Annotated in this window: 17 protein-coding genes; 11 read left to right on the forward strand and 6 right to left on the reverse strand. The window is 61.4% G+C overall.

What is annotated here, in order from left to right; translation table 11 throughout:
• Positions 1-59: 59 nt before the first annotated feature.
• Complete coding sequence (locus tag ABHV46_RS06945; RefSeq protein WP_438383978.1) at positions 60-1,928, reverse strand: ABC transporter ATP-binding protein; 1,869 nt, start codon at positions 1,926-1,928, stop codon at positions 60-62.
• A gap of 101 nt (positions 1,929-2,029) precedes the next feature.
• Here ABHV46_RS06945 and nth point away from each other — a divergent pair, with 101 nt between their 5' ends.
• Both nth and ABHV46_RS06955 read left to right on the forward strand, forming a co-directional pair.
• Positions 2,030-2,689, forward strand: a complete 660-nt coding sequence (gene nth, locus ABHV46_RS06950) for an endonuclease III (protein WP_438384301.1) — start codon at positions 2,030-2,032, stop codon at positions 2,687-2,689.
• Positions 2,686-2,973 (forward strand): DUF1330 domain-containing protein, encoded by a 288-nt coding sequence (locus ABHV46_RS06955; RefSeq protein WP_438383980.1) that lies wholly within the window; start codon positions 2,686-2,688, stop codon positions 2,971-2,973. Before nth ends, ABHV46_RS06955 begins: the two co-directional genes overlap by 4 nt.
• Before the next feature lie 649 nt (positions 2,974-3,622).
• Here ABHV46_RS06955 and ABHV46_RS06960 read toward each other — a convergent pair.
• The 3 genes from ABHV46_RS06960 to ABHV46_RS06970 form a co-directional block, all read right to left on the reverse strand.
• Positions 3,623-7,735 (reverse strand): Hint domain-containing protein, encoded by a 4,113-nt coding sequence (locus tag ABHV46_RS06960; RefSeq protein WP_438383982.1) that lies wholly within the window; start codon positions 7,733-7,735, stop codon positions 3,623-3,625.
• Positions 7,736-7,745: 10 nt separating this feature from the next.
• A complete protein-coding gene (locus ABHV46_RS06965) occupies positions 7,746-9,017 on the reverse strand; it encodes an autotransporter strand-loop-strand O-heptosyltransferase (protein WP_438383984.1) in 1,272 nt (423 codons plus the stop codon).
• A gap of 841 nt (positions 9,018-9,858) precedes the next feature.
• Entirely contained in the window at positions 9,859-10,572 is a 714-nt protein-coding gene (locus ABHV46_RS06970) for a peptidoglycan DD-metalloendopeptidase family protein (RefSeq protein ID WP_438383986.1), read from the reverse strand.
• 228 nt (positions 10,573-10,800) lie between these two features.
• Between ABHV46_RS06970 and ABHV46_RS06975 the strand changes: the two genes are divergently transcribed.
• Positions 10,801-12,051: a cation:proton antiporter gene (locus ABHV46_RS06975; protein ID WP_438383989.1), complete on the forward strand. Its 1,251-nt coding sequence runs from the start codon at positions 10,801-10,803 to the stop codon at positions 12,049-12,051.
• Between the two features lie 3 nt (positions 12,052-12,054).
• On the opposite strand, the gene ABHV46_RS06980 is transcribed toward ABHV46_RS06975, so the two are convergent.
• Positions 12,055-14,154, reverse strand: coding sequence for a ComEC/Rec2 family competence protein (locus ABHV46_RS06980; RefSeq protein WP_438383991.1), 2,100 nt, complete (start codon positions 14,152-14,154; stop codon positions 12,055-12,057).
• Positions 14,155-14,217: 63 nt separating this feature from the next.
• Positions 14,218-15,288, reverse strand: a complete 1,071-nt coding sequence (locus ABHV46_RS06985; RefSeq protein WP_438383993.1) for a purine nucleoside permease — start codon at positions 15,286-15,288, stop codon at positions 14,218-14,220.
• Positions 15,289-15,566: 278 nt separating this feature from the next.
• On the opposite strand from ABHV46_RS06985, the gene gltX reads away from it, so the two are divergent.
• From gltX to ABHV46_RS07025, 8 genes are all read left to right on the forward strand, one after another.
• On the forward strand, positions 15,567-16,973 hold the full coding sequence (gene gltX / locus ABHV46_RS06990) for a glutamate--tRNA ligase (RefSeq protein ID WP_438383995.1): 1,407 nt from the start codon (positions 15,567-15,569) through the stop codon (positions 16,971-16,973).
• The gene (locus ABHV46_RS06995; protein WP_336946354.1) at positions 16,966-17,907 is read left to right on the forward strand and encodes an aspartate carbamoyltransferase catalytic subunit; all 942 of its coding nucleotides are present in this window, start codon (positions 16,966-16,968) and stop codon (positions 17,905-17,907) included. Before gltX ends, ABHV46_RS06995 begins: the two co-directional genes overlap by 8 nt.
• Complete coding sequence (locus ABHV46_RS07000) at positions 17,904-19,196, forward strand: dihydroorotase (RefSeq protein ID WP_438383998.1); 1,293 nt, start codon at positions 17,904-17,906, stop codon at positions 19,194-19,196. The genes ABHV46_RS06995 and ABHV46_RS07000 overlap by 4 nt, the downstream gene beginning before the upstream one ends.
• Positions 19,193-19,843, forward strand: a complete 651-nt coding sequence (gene plsY, locus ABHV46_RS07005; RefSeq protein ID WP_438384001.1) for a glycerol-3-phosphate 1-O-acyltransferase PlsY — start codon at positions 19,193-19,195, stop codon at positions 19,841-19,843. Before ABHV46_RS07000 ends, plsY begins: the two co-directional genes overlap by 4 nt.
• A 6-nt stretch (positions 19,844-19,849) precedes the next feature.
• The gene (gene dprA / locus ABHV46_RS07010) at positions 19,850-20,977 is read left to right on the forward strand and encodes a DNA-processing protein DprA (protein WP_438384004.1); all 1,128 of its coding nucleotides are present in this window, start codon (positions 19,850-19,852) and stop codon (positions 20,975-20,977) included.
• 41 nt (positions 20,978-21,018) lie between these two features.
• Positions 21,019-23,757, forward strand: coding sequence for a type I DNA topoisomerase (topA, locus tag ABHV46_RS07015; protein ID WP_438384007.1), 2,739 nt, complete (start codon positions 21,019-21,021; stop codon positions 23,755-23,757).
• Between the two features lie 264 nt (positions 23,758-24,021).
• Positions 24,022-25,485: a S41 family peptidase gene (locus ABHV46_RS07020; RefSeq protein ID WP_438384009.1), complete on the forward strand. Its 1,464-nt coding sequence runs from the start codon at positions 24,022-24,024 to the stop codon at positions 25,483-25,485.
• Positions 25,482-25,814 (forward strand): DUF1491 family protein, encoded by a 333-nt coding sequence (locus tag ABHV46_RS07025; RefSeq protein WP_336946360.1) that lies wholly within the window; start codon positions 25,482-25,484, stop codon positions 25,812-25,814. Before ABHV46_RS07020 ends, ABHV46_RS07025 begins: the two co-directional genes overlap by 4 nt.
• Positions 25,815-25,837 lie beyond the last annotated feature (23 nt).

Consider the following 25,837-nt stretch of genomic DNA (forward strand, 5'->3'; position numbering starts at 1 on the left):
CCCAGGTCAGATGTCAGAATGGCAGATTACCATGCCTCATGCGTTTTTCATCACCGCACTCAGCCCTCGAGCGATTGAAGCTCGAACAGGCGGCGGTATATGCCACCGTCGCGCTGGACCAGTGCACCATGAGTGCCGTCTTCCATCAGCTTTCCCTTGCTGAAGACGAGAATACGGTCGAGTTCCATGACCGTGGAAAGACGATGCGCCACGACAATGACGGTACGTCCGGCCATAAGGCGGTGCATCGCGTCCTGAACCAGAACTTCTGACTCGGAGTCGAGGCTCGAAGTGGCCTCGTCGAAAATCAGCAGCGGAGCATCGGCCAGAAAGGCGCGGGCAATGGCAACGCGTTGGCGCTCGCCCCCCGAAAGCTTGACCCCGCGTTCGCCAACCAGCGTGGCATAGCCCTCGGGCAGACGCTCGATAAAGGCACTCGCATTGGCGAGTTGCGCCGCCCGCTCTATCTCGGCCTGTGTCGCGCCGGGACGGGCATAGGCAATGTTTTCGGCCAGCGAGCGATGAAACAGCATCGGTTCCTGCGGCACGATTGCGATGCGCGCTCGAAGCGACTCCTGCGTGACGTCGCGCACACTGACATCATCGATCAGCACGCGCCCTTCATTCGTATCGTAGAGGCGCTGTATGAGCTTGGTGAAGGTTGTCTTGCCAGACCCGCTAGGCCCCACCAGCGCCACACGCGACCCGGGCTCGATCGAGACATCGAGATTTTCGTAGAGTGGCGTGTCCTGACCGGCATACTGGAAGGTCACGTTTTCAAAACGCACGCGTCCCTTTGTAAACGCTGCTTTCTTGGCGCCCTTGCTATCCTGGACGCCCGGCGCCTGATCGAAAATCGCGACCAGCTCTTCCATTTCGTTTACCGAACGCTGGACCTGACTGACCTGTTGGCCCAGATCGCGGAGATAACCCTGCACCAGAAAGACCATGGTCAACACATAGGCCACGTCACCGGGGCCAGCCTTGCCCTGCCACCATTGCCAGACAATCAGCGCGACCAGCAGCATACGCATTGCCAGCGAGGCCAGACCCTGAAGATTGGCGCTGTTGGTGCCCCTGATCCAGGTACGCGACGTACGGCCGCTCCAGGCTTTCAGGGCGCGGCTCAGACGACGCTCTTCGCGACGCTCCGCCCCGAATGCCTTGACCACGGCGTTGCACGTCACAGCGTCGGCGATCGCCGCGCCCACTTTCGTGTCCCAGCGATTAGCCGCCCGCGCCGAGGGCGCGACATAGCGCAAGGTGAGCACGACAGAGAGCCATGTGAACAGCACAACCGAAAGAGCAAGAACGGCGCCCATGAACGGCGAGTGCCAGGCCAGCACCAGTGTGGTCCCGGTCAGGACCAGAACCTCAGGCGCGATCAGCAGAAGCAGCGTATCGTCCAGCGTGTCGATGGCCCACATGCCACGCGTCAGCTTGCGCACCGTGGAGCCCGCAAAATTATTGGCGTGCCAGTCGGTCGAAAAGCGCTGCACCCGCGCAAAGCCCTGAGACAGGGCACGCTGCATGATGGCCAAGCTCAGATGGGTGATACCGAGATAGGAAGACCGGCGTCCGAGCAGCCCGACCAGCCCCAGCGCGATCAGCCCGCCCACCATCAGCAGGGCGTCGTTGCGCAGCGCGAGTTGGCCCGAATCATGCGGAGCCCCGCCCGCATGGCTCGAAATATCGGTCACGAGGCGCCCCGAAAGCACCGGGGTTGCGACATCCGCAATCGTAGCCAGCGCGATGCCCATGAGGGTGCGCGTCAGAAAGGCCGGATGCTCCAACCAGCGGCGCATGACAAAGCGCACGATATCGACAAAGGCAATGTCGCGTTGTTTCTCACCCTTATTCGGGGCGCTCTGGTCGGTATCGGACACGAAAGAAAGCTCCTCCGCCGGATGATGCGACCGGGCGGGCATACTGGAAGTCTTGATCGGGAAGCGCCTATTGTGGGGACTCAGGCGCTCTTATGCAACATGACGAAACGGTTCTGATGTCTCTTCCTTCGGCCAAACGGGCCATGACACGTGCGCAGGCGCGCGATTTCATTACCTTGCTCGCCGAGGCAAATCCCGATGCCGAGAGCGAACTCGACTATAGCGATGCTTTCTCGCTTCTGGTCGCGGTGGTGCTTTCGGCGCAGGCGACCGATAAATCGGTCAACAAGGTCACGGCGGGACTCTTTGCCGACGCACCCGATCCGGCCGCGATGGTCGCGCTCGGTGAAGAGGGTATTGCTGCGCATATACGTACCATCGGGCTGTGGCGCGCCAAGGCGAAGAACGTTCTCAAACTCTCCGAACAGCTTCTGGCCCTGCACGAGGGAAACGTCCCCGCCGACCGAGCCGCACTGGAGGCCCTGGCAGGGGTGGGGCGCAAAACGGCCAGCGTGGTGCTCAATGTCATGTTCGGCGAAAGCGCCATGGCGGTCGATACGCATATCTTCAGGCTGGGCAATCGCACTGGGCTGGCACCCGGCAAGACCACAAGGGCTGTCGAAGATGGGCTGATCAAGCGCATTCCGCCGGACATGCTGCGCCCGTCGCATCACTGGCTCATTCTGCATGGGCGCTATGTCTGCAAGGCACGCAGCCCCGAATGCTGGCGCTGCGTTGCCTTCACGCCTTGTCTTTTCCCGCTCAAGACCCAGATTCTGGATCGAAAAGGAGAGCTTGCATGAGCACGTATATCGTTTTTACCCGTGAAGAGATGCTGAACCCCGAGGAGATGGCGACCTATTCGCGCCTCGTCCACGATACTTTCAAGGGCCATCCGATCAAGATTCTGGCGGCCTATGGCGCACAGCAGGCTCTCGAAGGGTCTGAACCCGAAGGCGTCGTACTGGTCGAATTCCCCGATCGTGAGGCAGCGCTCGCCTGGTATGACGGCGACGCGTATCGCAAGGTTCGCGAGCATCGCTTTCTGGGCGCCAAATATCGCGCCACGCTCGTCGAAGGCGTCTGAACGCTCTTGCGCAGAAAGTCTCTCCGATCCGATCGGAGAGACGATTCAAGCAAAGCGCTAAACAGCCTGATCAAGCTCGCTTTTTACTCAGGGCTCGGCAAGGCTGAAGCGAGAAAGCAGCTCCGGGCGCAGCGATAAAATCTCGTGGCAATACCGCTCAAGTCTTTGAGAAGGGCAAACACATTCCCGACCTTATTCTCCGGGGATAACGCGCCTCTCCATGCCGCATAAGCCTGTTGAGGCTCCTGACTGACAGGATTTGAGGGTCGATCCGGCCTACGGCGAACACCCGCCGGATTTACTGATTGTCATAGTCACGATCCTCAATCACGTTTCGTGCGTAAAACTGGTAAGGACTGCAAGCGGCCTCGCCCCTGCGATCGCTCCTGTAGCATTGGATTAAAAACCAGCGCCGGGCGACCGGCGCTGCCACACAGCTTACGCTTACAATTCCAGGCCGGTGTCGATACTTACGAACCTACGCGCAGGATCCTCTTGCTGAGCAACTGAACGCCCGGCGACACGCCATCAAAAAACAGCCGTTCACCCTCAGTCTTCAGATCACGTCGCACCGGCCTCTTAAGAAATTCCAATCTCGGATCATCGTCACCCTACCTGGGTTACCTGCAATGCAGGGTGACGGGGGCCTTCACGCCACCTCGGACCCGACGCCTAACCGATACGCCGCCATGACCGGGTGATCACTTGCGTCGTCCTCGAGCAGATACGGCCCACAGGCCGCGATCTCAATGCTGAGAATTCCGACACTATCGGGATCGCGCTTGCCAAGTGCGATGTGAGCCGCGCCTTTGGTCCAGCGCAGAGCTCGATTTTCGTCGGGGTACCAACCTTCCAGTGGGCGCGACTGAAGATGAGATGAAATTTTTCGTTGTGTTGTCGCGTCGTAAAGGGAGATTTCGCCAACCAGAACGCCCAGCATACGCCGGTCATCGCAGAACGGCCCGATCGCGTCGCTCGGCCGCGACGACCGTGAGCAAAGGATAAGCTGCTCGACACCTGCTGGCACTCTGAACACGTGACGTGTTCCGGCAACCCGCAGTGCTTCGAGCTTCTCACCCCCAGCAGTAAGGAGATGAAGTGCCGGATCGCTTGTCACAGGATGCGCTAGGGCGGCCTGCCCTTCATCTCGGCTCAGTATCTGCCGGTAGAGAGGTTCGACAAAAGCCTGGGTCGTATCCAGCGGGGCCGCAGCATCATTTGCCCAGCTCTTCGCCCGAAACACGTCGCCAACACGCATGACATTTCCTTCCCGGCGGAAAGCAGCCTGATGGAAACTCGCACGATTGCCGGTATCCAGATAGCTCTCGGTCATGACCCCGTTGGCAGAGATCACGGCATGCTCTTCCGTCTCGATATGAAAGTAATCATACTCCTCGATGGAGGTATCGTAGAAGATCGTCCTACCATTAACGAGCATCCGCACGGGGACAAAGCAGCCATTGAGAAACAGGCAATGTTCAGCCGTGATAAGCAGATCCTGGTTCGGAACGTTTTCCGCAATGGCGTTCTTGCAGATGCGAACCGGATATCCTGCCAGATCAGGCTTGCAACCCTGTCTGACGCGATGATGACGCGATCCTATCCAGTTGAGCGGTGCCACATCCTGAACCCCGTCACGCCACACATGCACCATGTCGCCAACCTTCAGGGCCTCGACCGCAACCGGGCCATTCGGAGTGCTGATAAGCGATCCAGCCAGGAAGCAGACGAGAAGCAGGTATCCCGACCCGGTCGGCTCCTCAATGAATGCCCCACCCTGCCCATTATAATCGCTATTGGCCAATGTGACGGTAGCCACAGCCTTGCCAGCGCTTAGGACGGTCAGTGTATTGCCCACTACCGTTGTCGTGTAGGCATCATTGCCTGCCATGAGTTCGGGGAAATAGAGATAGCTGCCCGATTGAAGGGAGGCGTTCATGACGCGCGTCAGCGACCCGTCGGAGAGCGAGCCATCCACAACCAGCGTTCCGCCAGACTGGATCGTCACCCGGCTTAGCGTGGTGCCGCTGGCAACTGCGCTGCCGCCAGCTGACACGATGACATCGCCTAGCAGCTTGCCCGCAGAGGAAGCGATCGTCACATTCGTGGCGATCCCACCGGAGGAAACATAGACATTGCCGCCCGACAAGGTCAGATTCGACAGAACGTTCCCCCCTTGCGGGCCAACCATGGCGATCGCGCTACCCCCCTGAAGAATGGTAACGACACCCCCCGGATTGGCGAGGCTGTTGATGATGGTTCCGCCTGCGCTGACATTGACGACACCACCGCTATTGATGGCCCAATCGACCGCGACGCCGCCATTGATATTGGCACTCCCCCCGGCATCCACGAGCGCGCCATAAGCCGTACCACCATTGACGTTGAGCTCGCCCTGAGCACTGACATAGCTGCTTGTCGCTGACCCGCCCATGACGACCTGAATGCCGTAGCGCCCGATCTGCGTCGCATTGGCCACACCTCCGGCAAGCACATTCTCGACGCCGCATGTATTGCTGTCGGAACCGGTCAGGACCGTACCCGACGTGGTCCCTCCTGATGCCACATTCAGAATCGCGGCTTTGCCCGACACCGTGGCATTCTGGATGATGCTCCCCGCGCTCGTGAAAACCGTCATACTTGTGGTGATAGCGATATTCGACGTGACGTTGCCGGAGCCTACCAGGCTGGCACTCGCCCCTTGAAGGAAGGTAACGTTTGCCAGATCGGTCGAATGGGTGGTCGAGAGAGTTGCACCCGCGCTGAAGGTGGCGCTTGCGCCTGGCGCTACATTGATATCGGTTACCACTCCGCCCTGCGAAACAAAGAGCGCACCCGCGCTCCCTCCAGCCGTGCCGCTGACCGTCACGTTGGATGCCGCGCCTCCATCAAGGATTACTGCGGACCCCCCATGATCAAGAATGAGATCGGAGGCGATGCCGCCATTACTTACAGTTTCCACACCACCATTGCGTACGATCGTACCAATGGACTTGGCGCCTCTAAAGACTACTTCCTTACCATAGCGGTCGATAATGCTGCCATTGGCAACACCACCATCCATGACGTTGATCGTCCCGATACCATCAGATTGCAGAAGCCCCCCACCAGAGCCTCTGGCCGTCACGCCAGAGAGAATACCTCCCGATACGGCAATGACTGAGGCGCCTAGTCCGGACACAACGCCGCCCGACATGAGGCCACCCCCGCCAACCATCACATTTGCGCCGTTTGTGACCGTATTGTTGAGCGCGGTGCCACCGGAAGAGACGGTCTGTACGCCCCCCGAGGAAACCACCGTATTGAGCGCGACCCCCAAGCCAGTCACATCCTCCTTGCCACCGGCAAGAATGGTCGTCGACTGCGTGGTGCCGTTATTGACGATGATCGTGCCACTGCCACTGACGCTGGCATTGGCGCCGTTATCGATAACAGGATTATAGGCAGTGCCCCCATTGACGCCCAGCGTTCCGCCCACGAGCACATGGGCCGTATCGAGCGTCCCTCCCGTCTGTGAGATCGTTCCACCTGACTGGATTGTTGCGGATGTCGTGACACCGCCGGAGAGAGAAAACTTGCCCCCGTTACCAATGACAGGTTGGAAAGCAGAGGCCCCTGCCAGCACGATCGCCGACCCGTTGGCAGCGAGGGTCATACCCGAAGCGACACCACCCGATGATACCATCATCAGGCCGCCATTCTGCACCCTGTCATCTATCGTGACGCCTCCGGCGCGGACATTGATCTGCCCGTAACCATTGACGATGTTGTCCCGTGCCACACCCCCGTTGGACACATTCAACGTGCCAACCCCGACAGGTGTCAGGCCGAAAGCCGAGGCTCCGCTCAGGGTAAGCCCGACAGCGCTCCCACCCGATTGAAGCGTGACCACGGCGTTCATTCCGGATACGAGGCCACCTGAGACCACGCCATTGAGGCTGACCATGACAGTGGCGCTCGAAGTGACCGTGTTCCCAAGCGCGGTACCGCCAGAGATGACCTTCTGGACTCCCCCGGAAGAAATAACCGTGTTGAGCGCGACCGCTGAGTTGGTAATCACAGTCGAGCCCCCGGCCGACAAGGCCAGATCCTGTATCGCGATCCCGTCGGCAATGAGCGTTCCGGCGCCGGTGACGACAGCAGTCGCACCGGTCTCGACGATCGGATTATAGCTCGTGCCGCCGGTCACGTTCAGCGCGCCCTGAGCCCTGATCGTGGCGCCACTCACGAGGCCACCCGACTGGTTGAGCGCGCCGCCTGCCTTGACAACATCGTCGAGGCTCGTGCCGCCTGCCTGAACGCTCAACGTTCCGGCAATCTGGTTTTCCTGACTCGCACCACCCGAATTGATTGTGGTGCCAGCCTTGGCCAGTATCTGCGTCTGCGTCAGCGTACCACCCGAGGCGACCATTGCCGTACCGCCCGACGACACGGTGTTGCCGATAGCAATGCCGGCATTGCCCACATAAAGCGATCCGCCAGAGCCAATGGTGACGTTGAGACTCGACCCGGCGGAAGTAATCTCTGTCGATCCCGAAGCGATAGTCGCCATGCCGCCCAGCGCGACCTGTGTGTTGATGGCGGTGCCGCCTGAATAGACGGGGATGACAAGATTGAGACCCCACGCGCCATCGACGGTCAGGGTCCCTGCACTTGCGATCTGGGTGTTCGACACGGCGCCACCCGACACCCGGATTATGTCACCGGCTCCGGCGGAGAGATTGCTGGAGTTCTTGCCGAATCCTACGGTTGTAGTGGTCATGCCTACCTCTTTATTTTTGTTTTGTGTTTTTGTTTTTCAGGTGAAGGGCGGCGTTCAGAACCTTGATCACATGACCGGGCGTAATGAGCCGCGTACACTCGAATTGTCTCTCGGTATTCTTGTGACGAGGGCACCAGAGAAAATCATGGTGGTCGAATTTCTCGGTGGCGTCGTTCCAGCACGAATTGCACGCGTGCCAGTTGATCACCCTGAATTCGGTCTCGAATTCATTTGTTGGGTGCGTAAAACCGGAAATCATGACCACCGGCGTGCCGCTCGCCCAGGCGAGCCAGGAAAGACCGGAAGAGAGCCCCACGAAGGCGCTGGCATGGCGAAGCCACCGCACGCGCTCGCTCAGAGGCCGGTCGCCTGTCTGGTCCTCCGCACCGTGAGGAATACGGTTCCACATGATCCCGGCGCCGTAGAAGGGCGACTTGTCGATACAGATGACGCGATATCCCTGCGCGAGCGCCCAACTGACAAGAGAGAGCCATCCCTCCGGGTTGTTCCAGTATTTGCACTGGGTGCTCGCCTGGGTAGCGATGCAGATATATGGCCCGTCTATCGGTGGCGTATCCATCTCGGCAGCAGAAACGACCGGACGAATTTCTTCGGGCGTGACGCCGAGGATATAGGCGGCCGTCTTGTGCAACCCGACCTGACGAAAATCAGTGGGCTGATTCAGGAAGTCCGGATCGTCAAAAAAAAGACCGAGAGAATAGCTCGCATACGCGTCATCCATGATGGCGCAGTCGCGTGCCTCTTCAAGCGTGAGAAAACGGATCTCGGGGTAATTATCCGCCAGAAGCGCAATAAGCGAGGCGTCCATGATACAGACGACCGTTGCACGGTGTATTTCGCCAAAACGTGCGGCGTAGGGAAACCAGGCCAGAGCGTCGCCTAATGTGCTGACAGGCATCTGGATGACAACGACTTTTCCGGTGCAGTTATAGGCGTGACTGAGCACTTCCGATCTGGCACCTGTCTCATCGACTTCTTCGACAAGGATATGAAAGCGGTTGAAATAACGCTTGGTCGAGGTGATGGAGCTGCCACGCGAGCGATGGCAGAAAATGACGTTGCCGCTATCGAGATCGCTGAGCGTCAGGCACCATTCCCCGGTTCCGCGCGCGGGGAGGCTGACACGGGCGCCCGCGTTGAAGTCGAAGCGTATGCCGGAACTATGGGCAACGGTCGGTACGGTTGAGGGGGGCAGGTAACAACTGAGCAAGGGCGGCTCAGACGCCGCCTGCTTATCGATAACCTGTTCATCTGTGCCCATGACTTCTTTTTCATCCGGATGGTGCTTTTATTGGCCATGCCGTGTCCTGCGTTCCTCGCCATAGGGAATGACCGCGATGACACGCTCCAGATCCAGATACGAAGGCGGCAGCCTACGCGGACGCGGCAAAAGCCTAACGAGACATCACGGTTGCGTGTGTCGGGAACCTAAGTGAAAAGCGGCGCACCACGTGCAGGGGACAAAACGCGCGGTCATGAAGCCGTCAGTGGCCAAGGGCCTGAGGGCTGACTTACCGAAGCGTGTCGCGCGACCTGGGGGAACGGTTCGGCACTGAGTGCGGCGCCCCTCGCCGCTCTCAGGATCATGTTGAACGCGCCGGTTTTCAGACAGAAACACCGGGCAGGATAATGACTCCCGATGGCTACCGATCGTGAGCTGCGCGAGCAAAATCGAAACAGCGCGACGCGATCTGGCGATCAGCGGCAATGACGCCTGCCACCCGATATCCGGTTCGAGCACGGCGATTTGCAGCCAACACTTCATGCACCGGGGCTCGGCCCAGCTGTATCTTGTCGGATGTTCCCCCTGCGGGACGATGCCGGGATGGCCTACCGGGCAATACCGGCAATGAGTCCGCGTCGAACCGGATCCTGATGGCCTCGTGAGCCTTATCGGCTCGCGTCACGAGGCATCACCAGCAATCGGTCTGCTCGTCGGTTTTCGCGCCCGGACCGAATGCGTTGCGCGCGGAGCCGCGCCATTTTGCCGGAGGCGATACTGAAGTTATCGTCACCCGCGCCCCGGACAGGCTGCGACTGCCTAGAAAAACTGCGCCTAGCTCGTTGCCCAGAGACGTTCCCATAAAAATTAACTGAAATAACTAATTGGCGCGCAAGGCCTCTACAGCGCCCATGGCGGCAAGATCCCATCTGATCTGTAGCGGCTGCGTGCCCTTGTAGGCGCCGACATGCACATGCGGGTTGCGCGCCACCCCGTTATTGCCGTCCACGGCCACCACATCGCCCGCTTTCACCCGATCGCCCGCCTTGACCCGGATATCCTGCACATGGGCATAGGCGACCATCACGCCATCATGACGCCTGAACAGGATCACGCTCGCAGGCGGTTTACCCATGGTTCCGGGCTGATTGGTTACCGGATTGACGTGCACATAGGTCACCACGGCATCGAAGGGCGCATGGACGGGGGCCTGCCATCCATACCAATCCTCGTTTTTCTCTCCCGTGCCTTTGTATAGCCGGTTAAACCCTCCGGCATCCGACGCCCCGCCAACGACCATGCAATCCGTGCCGAGCGCATCACCCGCTGTCACGAGCTGACCCTGCGGATGCTCGCCACAGACAAAGGGTCGATCAAAGAGCGGTGCCAGTGTGACCTGACCGATGTTTTTCGGATCCTGAATGATGTCCTCGAAGCCGGGAGGCAGGTCCATGGCCTTGAGCTTTTCATGATAGGCCCGCAGCAGAGCCGTACTGGGCGTTGCAAAGGCATGACCAATCAGAATGGGGCCGATCATAAGGGGACCAGTCAGCGCAAGAGAGGCAAGAGCAATAATCTTCCTGGCAGACTTCATGAGGCTTACCCTTCTTTTTCCGGCCTCTGCGAGGGACAAGGATAATGCAGGCGTATCCGGCACAAACGAGTCCTGCTGCGCACGAGGCCGCTCATCATGCCTGTCGGGATGACATAATGTGAGTGTCTCGACGAAAGAGGTGCGTTCACGTTCTCTTGGGTTACAATGCCCTATCCTCGCCCTGATCGCCCGCCTCTGACGCCCGGCTCCTGACATATCGAAGGTTTCATGTCCTCACTCAGCCTGTTTGCCATTCTGCTGACGCTTTGCACCGTTTGCGGCATTCTCAACTACAAGCTGCTGCGCCTGCCCATGACGATCGGCATTCTGCTCATCGCCATGATCGGGTCGCTCGTGGTGAAAGGGCTGGACCTTGCCCTGCCCGATGTCGATCTGCACACCCTGCCAATGACGCTTCTGGCCTCGGCCGATCTGCCGGGCAATCTGCTCGACGGGGCGCTGTCCTTTCTGCTTTTTGCAGGGGCGTTGCAGGTCGATACGCGAGAGCTGATGGCACGGAAGTTCTCCGTTCTCTTTCTCGCCATCGTGGGGACCATTATCGCCGTTTTCCTCCTCGGGGGGGCCATGTACTGGGTGATGGCAGCCGTCGGTCTGCCTATGCCCTTTCTCTGGTGCGTCGTGCTCGGCGCCATTCTCGCCCCTACGGACCCGGTTTCTGTGGTGGGTATGCTGCGCCGCCTCGGTCTGCCGGGGCCCATACAGGCTATTTTTGCAGGCGAGAGCCTGTTCAATGATGGGGTGAGCATCGTCATTTTCGGCCTCGCCATGACGCTCGTAACCGGAGAGGCGCATCACCTGACCCTGCTCGACGCGGTTGAGGCATTCGGTCTCGAAGCTGTTGGCGGTAGTGCGCTGGGTTTTGTCGCTGGTATGATCGGCCTGCTCTGTTTTCGGGCGGCGCGCGACAGCCACCTCCAGCTTCTGGTCTCGCTCAGCCTAGCGGCAGGCACGTTCAGCCTGGCTCATGCATTGGGCATGTCCGGCCCCATCGCTGTAGTGGTGGCAGGGCTCTGCCTCGGTAGCGAACGCGCTAAAAGCGCCATGGACGATCATGCCCGCGAGGAGCTCAACAGCTTCTGGACGCTGGTCGATGAGGTTCTGAACGCGCTGCTTTTCCTGATGATCGGCTTCGAGGTGCTGGCCACTATTCCGGGCATGCACGCTCTTTGGGCCCTGCTTCTCGGTATTCCGCTCTCGATTGCTGCGCGTGCGCTGAGCGTGTTTCTCGCCATCCTACCGATCCATCTTTATGGAGAAGATCGCGGGCGTATGCTGGCGGTGCTGACCTGGGGCGGCCTGCGCGGGGGTATTTCGCTTTCACTTGCCCTCACCCTGCCAGCAGGGCCGATGAAAGATATTCTGGCGCCTATCTGCTATGGGATCGTCGTCTTCACCATCCTGGTTCAGGGGCTGAGCATGGAGCGCGTGGCTCTGCACTTCTACCCCAAGAGCAAATAGCCCCTACTCTGCCTGCGCCAGAGGCAGGTTCGGCACGCCGCGAAAACCGACACGCGGCACCCAGAGCCGTGCGCCGCGCCAGGAGCGATCTGAGATGCGTTTCAGGCCATCTCCCTTCGCCCCTAACGAGACTGCCCCATCGCGCCATACGGTAAAGCGGTCGATGAAACCGCCTGGATGACAGCCTTCGGGCAAGGGAACGGCGCTGACGATAAAAACACCTCCCTGACAAGCCGAGCCTCGGCTTTCAGGAGAGGGCAGCGTGAACCAGATGACGACAGACTGACCATGCGACAGGAGAGTGCAGCCAGTCGCTGTGCAGGTGGAACTGGCGGCACTCGCCATTACGGGCAGGGGCCAGGCGCGCTGCCATGCCTCGAGAACATGATTTTCGAGCCCGTTATGTGGCCCGGCCACCCAGTGGCGATCCTCCTGAAAGGCGATCGCTCCGGCATCGGGTGACACCAGCAGAACAGGGGTTTCACCAAAAACGGGTGACGCCACGCCAAACACGATGAGAGGCAGAAACCCGAAACGCGCCCGCCCCCGCCAAAGACATAATCCAGCCAATCCGGCCATGTAGAGTATCAGCCCCCACCAGGCCATGCGCGGAACCGGCACATGCGCCAGCGGGAAAGCCGCGACACGCTCGGCGAGAAAAGAGATCAGACCGATCCCCTGCCCCATGACCCAGAGCGGCACCCCCGACAGACCGAGCGGCATGAGCAGCAGCGCGCAAAGTCCCGCAGGCATGACGCAGAATGCGGCAATCGGCACGGCCAGAAGATTGGCCAGCACGAACCAGGGCTGAAAACTGCCGAAACCCGCCATGACCAGAGGCAGGGTCGCGCCCCCGGCCAGCGCGCTCGTAAGGGAGAGCAGGGCCAGATGATGCCCTATCCCGTTTTTCTTCCCCTGCTCGGCGCGTCTGACGAAATGAGGACGTAACGCCTCATAACCGGCAATCAGCGCCATGACGGCGGCGAACGACATCTGGAAAGACAGATCGAGCACAAGAACGGGCGAGGCCATCAGCAGGACGAGCGCGACCAATGCCAGAGAACGCATGGACAGCACGCGCCGCCCGCTCAAAAGGGCCAGTGTCGCCAGCCCTGCCATGCCCAGACTGCGCAAGGCGGGGAGATGAAACCCGGTGAGTGCGACATAGACCACCCCGGCCAGCAGGGCCAGGAGAGCGGCAATCTCACGGCAAGGCAGGCGCAGACCTAGCCAGGGCCAGAGCACCAGCGCCTGCCGGGTCACAACGAATACCGCCCCCATGACCAACCCCAGATGCAGCCCAGCGACGGCGAGAATATGGGCAAGCCCCGACGCCGCATAAGCTGCACGGCTCTGCTGGCTTATCCCCTCGCCATGACCGGCCAGAAGAGTCGAGGCGATGGCCGCGCGCTGGCCCGAAAGATGACGGGCGATTTCCGCCGCGATCCGAACGCGCCATCGCCCGAGAGCATAGCCCTGCGGAGCCTGCACGATGTCGGGCACACCGAGCACCCGCCCCGTTCCGGCCAGACCATTAAACCAGGATTCTCTCTGACGATCGCGCCCACCGGGGAAATCGGGCCAGTCAGGCGGCCTCAACACGGCGCGCAATCGCACCACCATGCCCGGCGCATAATTCTGGCTGTCATGGGTGAAGAGCAGCAAATCGCGTTTCAAAGGCGCCATGCCGATATCGACCCCTGTTTCGAACACAGCCTGTCTGAGCCGCAGGCGTTGCAGGATCTGCCCCTCTTCACCGCTGCTCGTCACATCGGCAATCACGCCCCGCATCGTCACCCCCAGCGACGGCAGGGCGGGCATAGGCGGCTGACGCCAGGCCTGACCGCGCGCCGCCAGAAACCCCAGACTGGCCATCAGCACGGCAAAACCGAACCCGCGTGTCGTCAGGCGCGGCCAGCCGAGTGACAGCATCATCAGACCCAGAGCGGCGCAGGCACTCGCTCGTCCATAGCCAGGCTCATATCGGGGAAGGAAATAAAGCAGGCTTCCTAGAGCCCAGGCGACGGGCAGCCATCCCGCCAAGGCACGCCCTTGGGAAAGGAGGCGGGATTCCAGACTGGCTATGATGCGCGCAGGGTTCATGGGGCTTTGCCCCATCCCCCACCAAAGGGCGGTCGCCCTTTGGAAACCCTTGACTGGGACGTGTCAGGGGGCGCTGGGAACATGGTCTTGGTAGTGGCCCCAGTGTTTGACCAGCTCCGCAACGACAGGCGCACCAGCGCGCTCGTTATTGTCGAAAGCGACGTTCTGGCCGGGGCCTTCATCGCCCATCGACTGGGTAAGCGACACGCCCGGCGGCGGCATGGACGGATTAGACCCCGAACGCAACACCATGATGCGGTCAGGCGCGACATAGCCCCATTTCGCCAGAAGCCGCATTTCCTTCTGGTTGGTCTGGCTTTCTTCATTGGTCATGACGAAAACCCCCTGATTTTTCGTCCAGAGCTTCACCCAGTCCTGCGCCCAGTTATTACGCGCCTCGCCATGCCAGTATCGCAACGCGCCAAGCGTCTCGCCCATGAGAACCATGGGTGGCTTGCTGGCGGGCAGAGTTGCAGGCCACGCTTCGCGCCTGCGGGCGATTTCGGGATCGTCTGCCAGCTTGACGTCCTTGCTCAGATCATAGGCCCAGCGCGCCAGACCCTGATTGAGCGGATAGGCCTTGGTCAGCTCCGCCACATCGGTAACTGAACCATAATGATTAGCGTCTTTCGGCAGGGCATTGGGGCGGTCCGCACCGATCGCATAAAGCCCGTAGGGCCAGTCCTTGGGGATGGCGCGATCATCCAGTTCACGCAGCGCATCGCCATCGACCACCCAGCGCGCCCAGGCCACGCTGCCGACCGACGCCAGATTCGGATTGACGCCCGAGATACCGGTGAAGATCCAGTATGTTTTTTTCAGATCGAAAGCCGGATCGAGCGCAAGCGCCATCAACTCGCTCGGCCCCGAACGCAACACCAGCCCGTAAACTCCCTGCGCATTGCGTCGCAGAATCGGCTCTTTCACGCCGCGCACCGTCACGGACTCGGTCAGATGCTCTCGCTCGACCCAATCCTGATATTCGCCCGGTGCATCGCCCGTATCGGCGCCATTTTCCCACCCGGCGACAATAATCACCTTGGGCGTAACAGGATCCGCCGCGAGAGCGGGCACGGCACTCCCCAGACAGAGCGCAGCAGAAACAAGAAGCTTACACGAAAAAGATCTTTTCATATCGATACCGTGACATCGAATACCACCCCATGCAAATCCTCCAGCAAACGGGTTCCCAAAGGGCGACCGCCCTTTGGCGGGGTATGGGGCAGAGCCCCATGAACAAAACCGCAGCGCCGAGCCGCATCTACAGCGCGCTGCCCCGCTCCCCGCAAAGGAGCGCGCCCCTTTCATCCCCTTTCAGGTGTTTCAGGCGGATCAAGATGAAGCGTGTGATCGCCCGCTCAACAAAGCGCGCTCAGGTAGTGTGACGGGCTCGATCGTGCTATGGAGCCGCCATGACCGTTCGCACACGCTTTGCCCCTTCTCCCACCGGCTTGCTGCATATCGGCAATGCCCGTGCGGCCCTCTTCAATTTCCTTTTCGCCCGCCACCATGGCGGGCAATTCCTGCTCAGAATCGAGGATACGGATCGCGAGCGCTCCACGCAGCGCGCGGTGGATGTGATCTTCGAGGGTCTGGCCTGGATGGGGATCGTGGCGGATGAGGAACCCGTGTTCCAGTCCACGCGACAGGGGCGCCATACGGAAGTGGCGCAGGAATTGCTGGCCAAGGGTCTGGCCTATCGCTGCTATTGCACCGCCGATGAGCTGAAACAGATGCGCGAAGACGCCATCGCGAACGGCCAGCCGCCTCGCTATAACGGCATGTGGCGCGATCGCGACCCGTCCGAAGCCCCTGAGGGCGCGCCTTTTGCCGTGCGCCTGAAGGCACCGCGCGATGGCGAGACGGTGATCAACGATCTGGTCCAGGGCGAGGTCCGCGTGGCCAATGCCGAAATGGACGATCTGATCATCCTGCGCTCTGACGGCACACCGACTTACCTCCATGCCGTGGTCTGCGACGACCATGACATGGCCATCACCCATGTCATTCGCGGTGACGACCATCTGACGAACACCTTTCGTCAGGCCATGATCTATCGCGCCATGGGCTGGGATCTGCCGCATTTCGCCCATCTGCCGCTCATTCACGGCCCCGATGGCGCCAAGCTGTCGAAGCGTCACGGCGCCCAGTCGGTGGTGGAGTTCCGCGATGAGGGCTTTCTGCCGGAAGCGCTGTGCAACTACCTGCTGCGTCTGGGCTGGGGTCATGGCGATGCCGAGATCCTGAACCGCGAAGAACAGATCCGCCTGTTCGATCTCGATGGGGTGGGCCGGTCGCCCTCGCGTATGGATTACGTCAAGCTGACCCATCTCAATGGCGTCTATATGCGCGAGGCCGATAATGCCCGCCTGACCGACGACGTGATCGAGCGTCTGAAAGAGCGCGAGGACATCACGGTCGATGACGTGCTGCGCGCGCGCGTACTGACCCTCATGCCGGGGCTCAAGGAACGCGCCAAGATGCTGACCGAGCTGGCCGATAGCGCGGCTTTTCTCGGGCGCTCCCTGCCCTTCACCTATGACGCCAAGGCGCAGAAGCAGCTTTCGGAAGAAGGCAAGGATGTGCTGCGCGGTGTCGCTCAGGCGCTCGCTCTGGTCGAGCCTTTCGAGGCGGCCGCCATCGACGGTGCGCTGCGTGAGTTTGCCGAAAGCAAGGCCATCAAACTCGGTCAGGTCGCGCAGCCCCTGCGCGCCGCCATGACCGGCAGCACGGTTTCGCCCGGCATCGATCTGACCCTGCAAGCCCTTGGCCGAGACGAGGTTCTGGCCCGTATAGGAGCCGCGATCGCGCATGGCTGACACGCTCGCCCGAAAGCACCATCTGCTCGGCCTCGAAGGCATGAGCGCCGAGGAGATCACGCCTTTTCTCGATCTCGCGGCGAATTATGCCTTGCTGAGCCGCTCGCGCACTGCCCCCCGCGATGCGCTGCGCGGCCGCACCGTGATCAACATGTTCTTCGAGGACAGCACCCGCACCCGCACCAGTTTCGAGTTGGCGGGCAAGCGTCTCGGGGCCGATGTCATCAACATGACGGTGGCCACGTCTTCGGTGAACAAGGGCGAGACGCTGCTCGATACGGCTGCTACGCTGAACGCCATGCGCTGCGACCTTCTGGTCGTGCGCCATGCGCAATCGGGCGCGCCTGCCCTTCTGGCGCAAAAGGTCGAGGCCAGCGTGGTCAATGCCGGTGACGGCATGCATGAGCACCCGACACAGGCCCTGCTCGATGCGCTGACGATCAAGCGTCATCTGGGCACGCTGAACGGTCTTACCGTCGCGATATGCGGTGATGTGGGTCATAGCCGCGTGGCCCGTTCGAACATCCATCTTTTGACCGCCATGGGCAGCAAGGTGCGTCTCGTGGGCCCGCCGACGCTGGTGCCTGCCGCCATGGCCTCTCTCGGCGCCGTGTCGATCCATCACGATATGGAAAGCGGACTGCGCGACGCCGATGTGGTCATGACGCTGCGCCTGCAACGCGAGCGCATGGGCGCCGGTCTGGTGCCGAGCGCGCGCGAGTTCTTCCGATTCTATGGTGTCGATAGCCGTCGCCTTGCGCTGGCGAAGCCGGGGGCGCTGGTGATGCATCCGGGACCGATGAATCGCGGCGTCGAAATTGCGTCGGACGTGGCCGATTCGGTGCAGAGCGTCATTCAGGAACAGGTGGAAATGGGCGTCGCCGTGCGTATGGCCGTTCTCGACCGACTTTCACGCATGCGGACAGCGTCATGACCGATCTCGTTTTTGAAAATGTCCGTCTGATCGACCCGGAGGCAGGAACCGATCTTTCCGGCCGCCTGCTTGTCAAGGACGGGCGTATTGCCGGTCGCGACAAGGCTGGCGCCGAAGGCAAGCCGGAAAACGCCCGGGTCATCGACGGCACGGGCGCCGTTCTGTCTCCCGGCCTGGTGGATATGCGTGTGGCCATCGGCGAACCGGGCTTCGAATATCGCGAAACCATCGCCTCCTGCGCACGCGCCGCCGTTTCGGGCGGTGTAACGACCCTTGCCGCCCTGCCGAACTCCAAGCCCGCCATCGACGAGCCCGCCCTCGTGCGTCTGCTGCGCGGGCGTGGCGAAGAGACCGGTCTGGTCAGCATCCTGCCCTATGGCGCCCTGACAAAGGGGTGCAATGGCGAGGAAATGGCCGAACTCGGCATGCTGCGCGAAGCGGGTGCGGTCGCCTTTACCGATGGCATCCACGCCATTGCCGACACCAAGCGCATGCGCCAGCTTCTGGCTTACGCCAAGGGCATCGACGCCCTTGTAGTGCAGCACCCTGAAGACCCCTCCCTTGCCAAGGGGGGCACGGCCACGGCCGGGGCGCTCGCGACACGTATGGGTCTGGCCCAGATTCCGGCAGCAGCTGAGGCCATTCTGATCGCACGCGATATCCGCCTCGCCGAGATGACGGGCGCAAGACTGCATTTCGGCCATGTCTCGACGGGCGAAGGTCTGGCCCTGATCCGTCAGGCCAAGGCGCGCGGACTGGCCATCACCTGCGACACGGCCCCTCCCTATTTCGCGCTCAATGAAGAGGCGATCGGCGAATTTCGTACCTATGCCAAGCTCTCCCCGCCTTTGCGTGCAGAAGAGGATCGCCTCGCCGTCTGCGCGGCGCTGGCGGATGGGACGATCGACGCCATCGCCTCCGACCACGCGCCTTGGGATGCCGACGACAAGCGCCTGCCCTTCGCTCAGGCCAGTGCTGGCGGAACGGGCCTGACCACCTTGCTCGGTGTCGGGCTCTCTCTCGTGCATGAGGGCACGCTGACCCTGCCGCAGTTGATCGCCCTGATCACGCGCAACCCCGCGCGCCTGTTGGGCAGCGAAGCCGGAACGCTGCTCGACGGCGCCAGCGCCGATCTGTGCCTGTTCGAACCCGAATCCGACTGGGTGGTCGAGGCTGGCTGCCAGCCGGGCCGCGCCCAGAACACCCCGTTCGACGGACGCAGCCTCAAGGGGCGCGTTCTCGGCACGTGGAAGGCCGGGCGGCATGTCTATGGCGAGGCAGCGGCATGATCCACGCGCTGCTGACGCCGAATTTCCTGCTCTGTGCGGGGCTGGCCTATCTGATTGGCAGCATTCCCTTTGGCCTGTTGATCAGCCATCTCGGCGGGGCGGGGGACATCCGCAAGATCGGGTCGGGCAATATCGGCGCGACCAATGTGCTGCGCACCGGACGCAAGGGTCTGGCCGCAGCCACGCTGCTGCTCGACGCGTTCAAGGGCGCCCTTGCGGTTCTGATGGTGCGTCTGTTGCTCGATGCCGATCTGCAAACCGGCATGGCCATTGCCGGCATCAGCGTCGTGATCGGCCATTGCTTTCCGGTCTGGCTGGGGTTTCGTGGCGGCAAGGGTGTCGCGACCGGGCTGGGCGTGCTTTTCGCCCTGTGCTGGCCGGTAGGCATTGCCTGCTGTATCGTCTGGCTTGCGGTGGCAAAGCTCTCGCATATCTCGTCTGCCGGTGCCCTTGCGGCTTTTGCGGTGGCGCCTTTCCTGATGCCGCCGCTCAGCGAGCAGCCGGTCCATAGCCCGTTGCCCATTGCCACGCTGCTTCTCACGCTCATCATCCTGCTGCGCCATACCAGCAACATCAAACGCCTGCTTCTGGGACGGGAATCACGGATCAATATCGACCCGCCCCCGCAAAAGAAGCGGGAGATCTGACAGAAGTTGACGCCCCCTCCCTCAGGCAACGACCGCATCGATACGGTGCGTCTCGCCCGCACTGACGGAATCGGGCCGGTCAATTTCAGACGCCTTCTGAACGAACACGGCACGGCCAACGCCGCCCTCTACGCCCTGCCCGAGCGGGCTCGCAAGGCGGGGCGACGGGGCAGTGTCAACATTCCCTCACGCGACTCGATTGAAGAGGAAGAGGCGACACTCGAGGGGTTCGGCGCTCGGCTGCTGGTTCTCGGCGATCGCGATTATCCGCCTCTTCTGGCGCGTATTCCCGACGCGCCGCCAGTCCTGAGTATCTGGGGCAGGGCTGAGCTGCTGTCCGAGCGCGCCATAGGCATCGTCGGCGCGCGCAATGCCTCGGCAGGAGGGCTGCGCATCGCAGAGAGTCTGAGCGGCGCTCTGGCACTTGAAGGCTGCGTGATCGTTTCGGGCCTCGCACGCGGCATCGATTCCGTGGCGCATCGGGCGGCGCTTCACCCCGGCATGACGATAGGAGCTGCAGCAGGCGGGCTGGACTGTTTTTACCCGCCGGAAAATGAAAGCCTGTATCGAGCCGTGGCCGAACGCGGCTGCATCGTCACCGAAGCACCGCTCGGCACGGTCCCTCAGGCAAGCCATTTTCCGAGGCGTAACCGCCTGATTGCCGGTTTGTCGCTCGGTGTCGTTCTGATCGAGGCAGCCTTGCGATCCGGCACGCTGATTACCGCCCGCCTTGCCCTCGATTACGGGCGTGACGTCTTTGCCGTGCCGGGTTCGCCGCTCGATCCGCGCTCTCGCGGGGGCAATGACCTGTTGAGACAGGGGGCGATTCTAACAGAAACCGCACAGGACGTGCTGAGCCAGATCGAAAGCGGCAGAGGCCCGCGCATGACCCCCGGATGGACAGGCCTGCCTGGGTTTTCTGAGCCTGCGCCGCCCGGTTTTACCCCTGCGCCCACGCCTGAGGCAGTGCGTGAGACGATACGCGATCTGCTCTCTCCCACGGCAGTGGCAGTTGACGATATCGTGGCGCGCTGCCAGTTCTCGGTATCCATGGTGCTATCCGCCCTGTCAGAACTCGAACTTGGCGGCGTAGCGACCTTCCTTCCCGGGGGACAGGTTGTGCTGTCAGCCTGATTCGCCGGTTCCGAGCAGGCCGGAGCGGTTCTGGAGTAGAGATGACTGATGTCGTAGTGGTCGAAAGCCCGGCGAAGGCAAAGACCATCAACAAATATCTGGGCGATAACTTCATCGTTCTGGCATCCTTCGGCCATGTCCGCGATTTGCCGCCGAAAGACGGCAGCGTGCGGCCTGACGAAAATTTCGCCATGGACTGGCAGATGGATGAGCGCGGCGCCAAGCAGATCGCGACCATCGCCAAAGCCGTGAAAAGCGCCGATACGCTCTATCTCGCCACTGACCCGGATCGCGAAGGCGAAGCCATTTCATGGCATGTGCGTGCCGCGCTGGAAGAGAAGAACCTGCTGCGCGGCAAGAACGTGCAACGCGTGACCTTCAATGAGATCACCAAATCCGCCGTGCAGACGGCCATGGCGAACCCGCGCGCACTCGATCAGCCTCTGATCGACGCTTACATGGCGCGCCGCGCCCTCGATTATCTGGTGGGCTTTACCCTTTCGCCCGTTCTGTGGCGCAAGCTGCCGGGTAGCCGCAGCGCTGGTCGTGTGCAATCGGTCGCGCTGCGTCTGATCTGCGAACGCGAAGCCGAGATCGAAATATTCAAGAGCCGTGAATACTGGTCCATCACCGGCGCCTTTGCCACACCGCGCAATGCTGCCTTTTCAGCCCGACTGACCCATCTGGAAGGGCGCAAGCTCGACCAGTTCGATCTCGATAACGCCGAAAAAGCTCATGCCGTACGCGATCTGGTAGCCAATACCGCATTTGCGGTGCGTTCGGTCGAGCGCAAGAAGGCCAAACGTAATCCGCCCGCGCCTTTCACCACCTCGACGCTTCAGCAGGAGGCCTCGCGCAAGATAGGCATGAGCGCGCAAACGACCATGCGCACGGCCCAGCAGCTTTATGAAGGTGTGGATCTGGGCGGCGAAACGGTCGGTCTCATCACCTACATGCGTACCGATGGCGTCACCATGGCTGCCGAGGCCGTAACCGCCATTCGCGCCATGATTGGCGAAAGCTATGGCGCGCCCTATCTGCCCGAAAAGCCGCGCGTCTATTCAAGCAAGGCCAAGAACGCGCAGGAAGCCCATGAGGCGATACGCCCCACCGATGTGAGCCGTACCCCCGAATCGATGGCACGCCACCTTTCGGGCGAGCAGATGCGCCTGTACGAACTGGTCTGGAAACGCGCCGTCGCCTCGCAGATGCAATCTGCCGAGCTCGATCAGGTTGTTGTCGACCTGACCGATTCGTCCGGCAGGACCACGCTGCGCGCCAATGGCTCGATCATCGCATTTGACGGCTTTCTCAAGCTCTATACCGAGGGTCGCGACGACACGAAGACTGATGACGATGAAGGCCGCGTGCTGCCCGCCATGAGCGAAGGCGAACGCCTGACGACGCGCGGTGTCGAGGCCGATCAGCATTTCACCCAGCCGCCGCCGCGCTTCTCCGAAGCGAGTCTCGTCAAGCGCATGGAAGAAATCGGCATCGGTCGCCCTTCGACCTATGCCTCGATCCTGACCGTGCTGCGCGACCGCAATTATGTGCGACTCGACGCGCGACGTTTCATTCCCGAAGATCGGGGCCGACTGGTGACAGCGTTCCTGACCTCATTTTTCGAGCGCTATGTCGATACCGACTTCACGGCAACGCTCGAAGAGCAACTCGACGATATCTCCGACGGCCGTGCCGACTGGCACGACATCATGGCCGCCTTCTGGCGCGATTTCTCCGCTGCTGTCGCCCAGACCAAGGATCTGAAGATTTCGGACGTCATCGACGCGCTGGATGAGGATCTCGGCTCGCATTTCTTCCCCACACGCGATGACGGGGGCGATCCACGCCAGTGCACGGCCTGCGGCACGGGGCGGCTGGGCTTGCGTCTGGGCAAGTTCGGTGCCTTCATCGGGTGCTCGAATTATCCGACCTGCCAGTTCACGCGTCGTCTGGTGGCCGAAGATGGCGGCGAAGGCGAAACCCTGAAAGAGGGCATGAAAAGCCTCGGTCAGGACCCGGAAACGGGTGAGGAAGTGACCGTGCGCCGTGGGCCCTACGGGCTCTATATACAGCGTGGTGAAGCCGACCCGGAGAACAAGAAGGTCAAGCCAAAACGCACGACCATTCCCAAGGGGCTGGAGGGCGACAAGCTGACGCTGGACAAGGCGATCGGTCTGCTCTCCCTGCCGCGCAAGCTGGGGCCTCACCCCGAAACAGGCGAGATGATCGAAGCCGGACTCGGACGTTTCGGCCCCTATGTAAAAATGGGCTCGATTTTCGGCACGCTGGATGCCGATGACGACGTGCTGACAGTAGGGCTCAACCGCGCCATCGACTCCCTGGCCAAGAAACTCGCCTCGATCCGCACACTCGGGGCGCATCCCAAGGATGGCGAGGCCGTTCTTGTGCGCAAGGGGCGCTTTGGCCCCTATGTCCAGCACAAGCAGGTCATCGCGAATCTCGCCAAGGGTCAGTCGATGGACGAGGTGACACTCGAAGAGGCGCTCGCGCTTCTGGTCGAGAAAGGCAAGCCTCTCAAAGCCAAAGGCAAGACCGGCAAGGCCACTCGCAAGAGCGCGACCAAGGCAACGGCGGAGGATTCCGGCGAAAAGGCTGCCCCCAAAAAGAAAACGTCCACCAAGGCTGTGGCCGCCAAGAAGCCATCGGCAAAAAAGGCGGCGAGCCCAAAGAAAAAGACGGCTACGGCAGATACGGCCGACAAGCCGGCAAAAAAAACGCGCAAGGCCAAAACAACAGATGGTGAAGACGCAGAATAATTTGCGTTTTTGAAGTCACAGACCGTGGCAAAAACATCGCTCCCCCTGTTAGGCTCCCTATCGCGTCACGTAGCGGGTCGCTAAAGCGGAACTCGATGGGGGAAGCCATCTTCCTGATGGTCAAGGTCACTGGCTCTGAAACACGTTCCTTTCTTCCTGTCTGGCGCGTTCTCCCGGCAATGTCTGGGCGCGGTCGCGGCGCTGTCCCTGTGTGTCTGCACGGGAACGGCGGAGGCTGAGGACAACGCTGCGCTCGATACGGGATTGCTGAACGCCGTTCTGTCGAGCGCCTTTCGGTTTCTGAGCCCGCGTACCCTAGAAGTTCATTCCAGCAAGACCTACAGCCTCTGGGGGCTTGATGGCCTGACCGCAATCGATCCGTCCATCACCATGGTCGAGCCGCCCCATGATCCGGCCAAACCCGCCATGCTGCGACTCTCGATCGGGCCCAAAACCATTTCGGAATTTCGCGAGCCGGGTGAAAACGAGACGCTCGACTGGGTGAAACTGATCGTTTCGAGCATGGATGCCGCCTGGCAAGGATCGGCCTCCTTGCGCGCTGCAGGCCGCGATGCGCTGCTTCAGAGCTTTTTCGACGAGTTGTTCAACCATCTCGACCCGTATTCGCGCTATGTCGCCCCGGCCCCTGCCGGCAATGACCGGGCGAACCGGACCGGTGCTCTGGCCGGTGTCGGCCTTTCGCTGGCCCGCGACGGCGCTGTGCTGGTGGTGAGCGCCATCAATGCCAATGGTCCCGCCTGGGCCGCTGGGGCAAACACCGGCCAGAAGCTCTTGGCCGTTGATGGACGCTCGACCCGTAATCAGGACCCCGCAACCGTCGAGACCTGGCTCACAGGTGCGCCGGGCAGCAAGGTGAAACTGCTCCTGGCCGATCCGGGCCATCACGGCGCGATCATGCGGCTCGAACGTCAGGTCGTCCCTCCTCAAACCGTTTTCGCCAGCATGCACGATCATATCGTCGTGCTGCGTATCGCCTCGTTTTCTTCCGACACAGCAGAGGAACTCAGCCAGAACATCGATCAGGCTCTGGAAGACAAGAAGCTGGTCGGTCTGATTTTCGATCTGCGTGGCGATCGTGGCGGCGTGCTCCAGCAGGCCGTGACCGCCACGGCCCTCGTGCTGGACCGGGGTATCGCAGTCGTAACACGGGGACGGGATCCGAAATCGAATCATATCTGGGCAGTGCAGGGCGGTGACATGACCCATGGCCTCCCAATCGCCGCTCTGGTCGATGGCCGCACGGCGAGCGCTGCCGAGATCATGGCAGCGGCGCTCTCCGATCATCGGCGTGCCGTGGTGATCGGCAGTGCCACGCTCGGCAAGGGACTCGTGCAGGCGGTAGGGCAGATGCCCGATGGTGGCGAACTCTTCGTAACCTGGAGCCGCGTTCTGGCGCCGCTTGGCTGGCCGCTTCAGGGACTCGGCGTAACGCCCCAGATCTGCACCTCGCGCGGAGCACAGGCCCTCGACCAGCAGTTGCAGTCTCTTTCGAATGGCAAGCTGCTGGACGCCGAAAACGTGGCGGCGAGCCGCGCCCTGCGCTTTCCCGTTTCGGTGTCACGCATTCTCGACATCCGGCGCCACTGCCCTGCCGCACTGGGCACGGATGCCGATCTCGATACCGCAGCCCTCCTTCTTCATCATCCCGATAGCTATCGTGCCGCCATTGCAGCGATGCCTGATGACATGGACGATCCCACGCCATGACCGAAGCCCGTCTCAAATCCGGCCTCTGGGCGCGCGGTCTCATGAGGCTGATCGAGACGCAAGGCGGCTCAGCCATGATGCTGAAGCGCGGAGACGACGATGCAGGGGCGGTGCTGATCGTTCTGACTGATCGAACCGGCGCCTGCGCGGTCTTACGCGATTCAGCCCTTGGGTCAGGCTGGGAGCGTATCGCGATGGACACACCGGAAGCGCTGGATACTTATCTCGAGCGCCAGAGACGCTACGATCCTGATTTGTGGATTCTCGAATTCACCCTTGAGGATGTAACCGCCCCTATCGAGAGCGTATTACCCGGCAGGAGAGACTGAGCCCATGTCGACACGGCCCGAAC

It is taken from the genome of Asaia sp. BMEF1 (assembly GCF_051628905.1).
In the GTDB taxonomy this organism is placed as follows: domain Bacteria; phylum Pseudomonadota; class Alphaproteobacteria; order Acetobacterales; family Acetobacteraceae; genus Asaia.

Excerpts from the sequence above, each read along its gene's own strand:
- ABHV46_RS06945 (WP_438383978.1), bottom strand. The coding sequence starts at position 1,928 with ATGCCCGCCCGGTCGCATCATCCGGCGGAGGAGCTTTCTTTCGTGTCC.
- nth (WP_438384301.1), top strand. The coding sequence starts at position 2,030 with ATGACACGTGCGCAGGCGCGCGATTTCATTACCTTGCTCGCCGAGGCA.
- ABHV46_RS06955 (WP_438383980.1), top strand. The coding sequence starts at position 2,686 with ATGAGCACGTATATCGTTTTTACCCGTGAAGAGATGCTGAACCCCGAG.
- ABHV46_RS06960 (WP_438383982.1), bottom strand. The coding sequence starts at position 7,735 with ATGACCACTACAACCGTAGGATTCGGCAAGAACTCCAGCAATCTCTCC.
- ABHV46_RS06965 (WP_438383984.1), bottom strand. The coding sequence starts at position 9,017 with ATGGGCACAGATGAACAGGTTATCGATAAGCAGGCGGCGTCTGAGCCG.
- ABHV46_RS06970 (WP_438383986.1), bottom strand. The coding sequence starts at position 10,572 with ATGAAGTCTGCCAGGAAGATTATTGCTCTTGCCTCTCTTGCGCTGACT.
- ABHV46_RS06975 (WP_438383989.1), top strand. The coding sequence starts at position 10,801 with ATGTCCTCACTCAGCCTGTTTGCCATTCTGCTGACGCTTTGCACCGTT.
- ABHV46_RS06980 (WP_438383991.1), bottom strand. The coding sequence starts at position 14,154 with ATGAACCCTGCGCGCATCATAGCCAGTCTGGAATCCCGCCTCCTTTCC.
- ABHV46_RS06985 (WP_438383993.1), bottom strand. The coding sequence starts at position 15,288 with ATGAAAAGATCTTTTTCGTGTAAGCTTCTTGTTTCTGCTGCGCTCTGT.
- gltX (WP_438383995.1), top strand. The coding sequence starts at position 15,567 with ATGACCGTTCGCACACGCTTTGCCCCTTCTCCCACCGGCTTGCTGCAT.
- ABHV46_RS06995 (WP_336946354.1), top strand. The coding sequence starts at position 16,966 with ATGGCTGACACGCTCGCCCGAAAGCACCATCTGCTCGGCCTCGAAGGC.
- ABHV46_RS07000 (WP_438383998.1), top strand. The coding sequence starts at position 17,904 with ATGACCGATCTCGTTTTTGAAAATGTCCGTCTGATCGACCCGGAGGCA.
- plsY (WP_438384001.1), top strand. The coding sequence starts at position 19,193 with ATGATCCACGCGCTGCTGACGCCGAATTTCCTGCTCTGTGCGGGGCTG.
- topA (WP_438384007.1), top strand. The coding sequence starts at position 21,019 with ATGACTGATGTCGTAGTGGTCGAAAGCCCGGCGAAGGCAAAGACCATC.
- ABHV46_RS07025 (WP_336946360.1), top strand. The coding sequence starts at position 25,482 with ATGACCGAAGCCCGTCTCAAATCCGGCCTCTGGGCGCGCGGTCTCATG.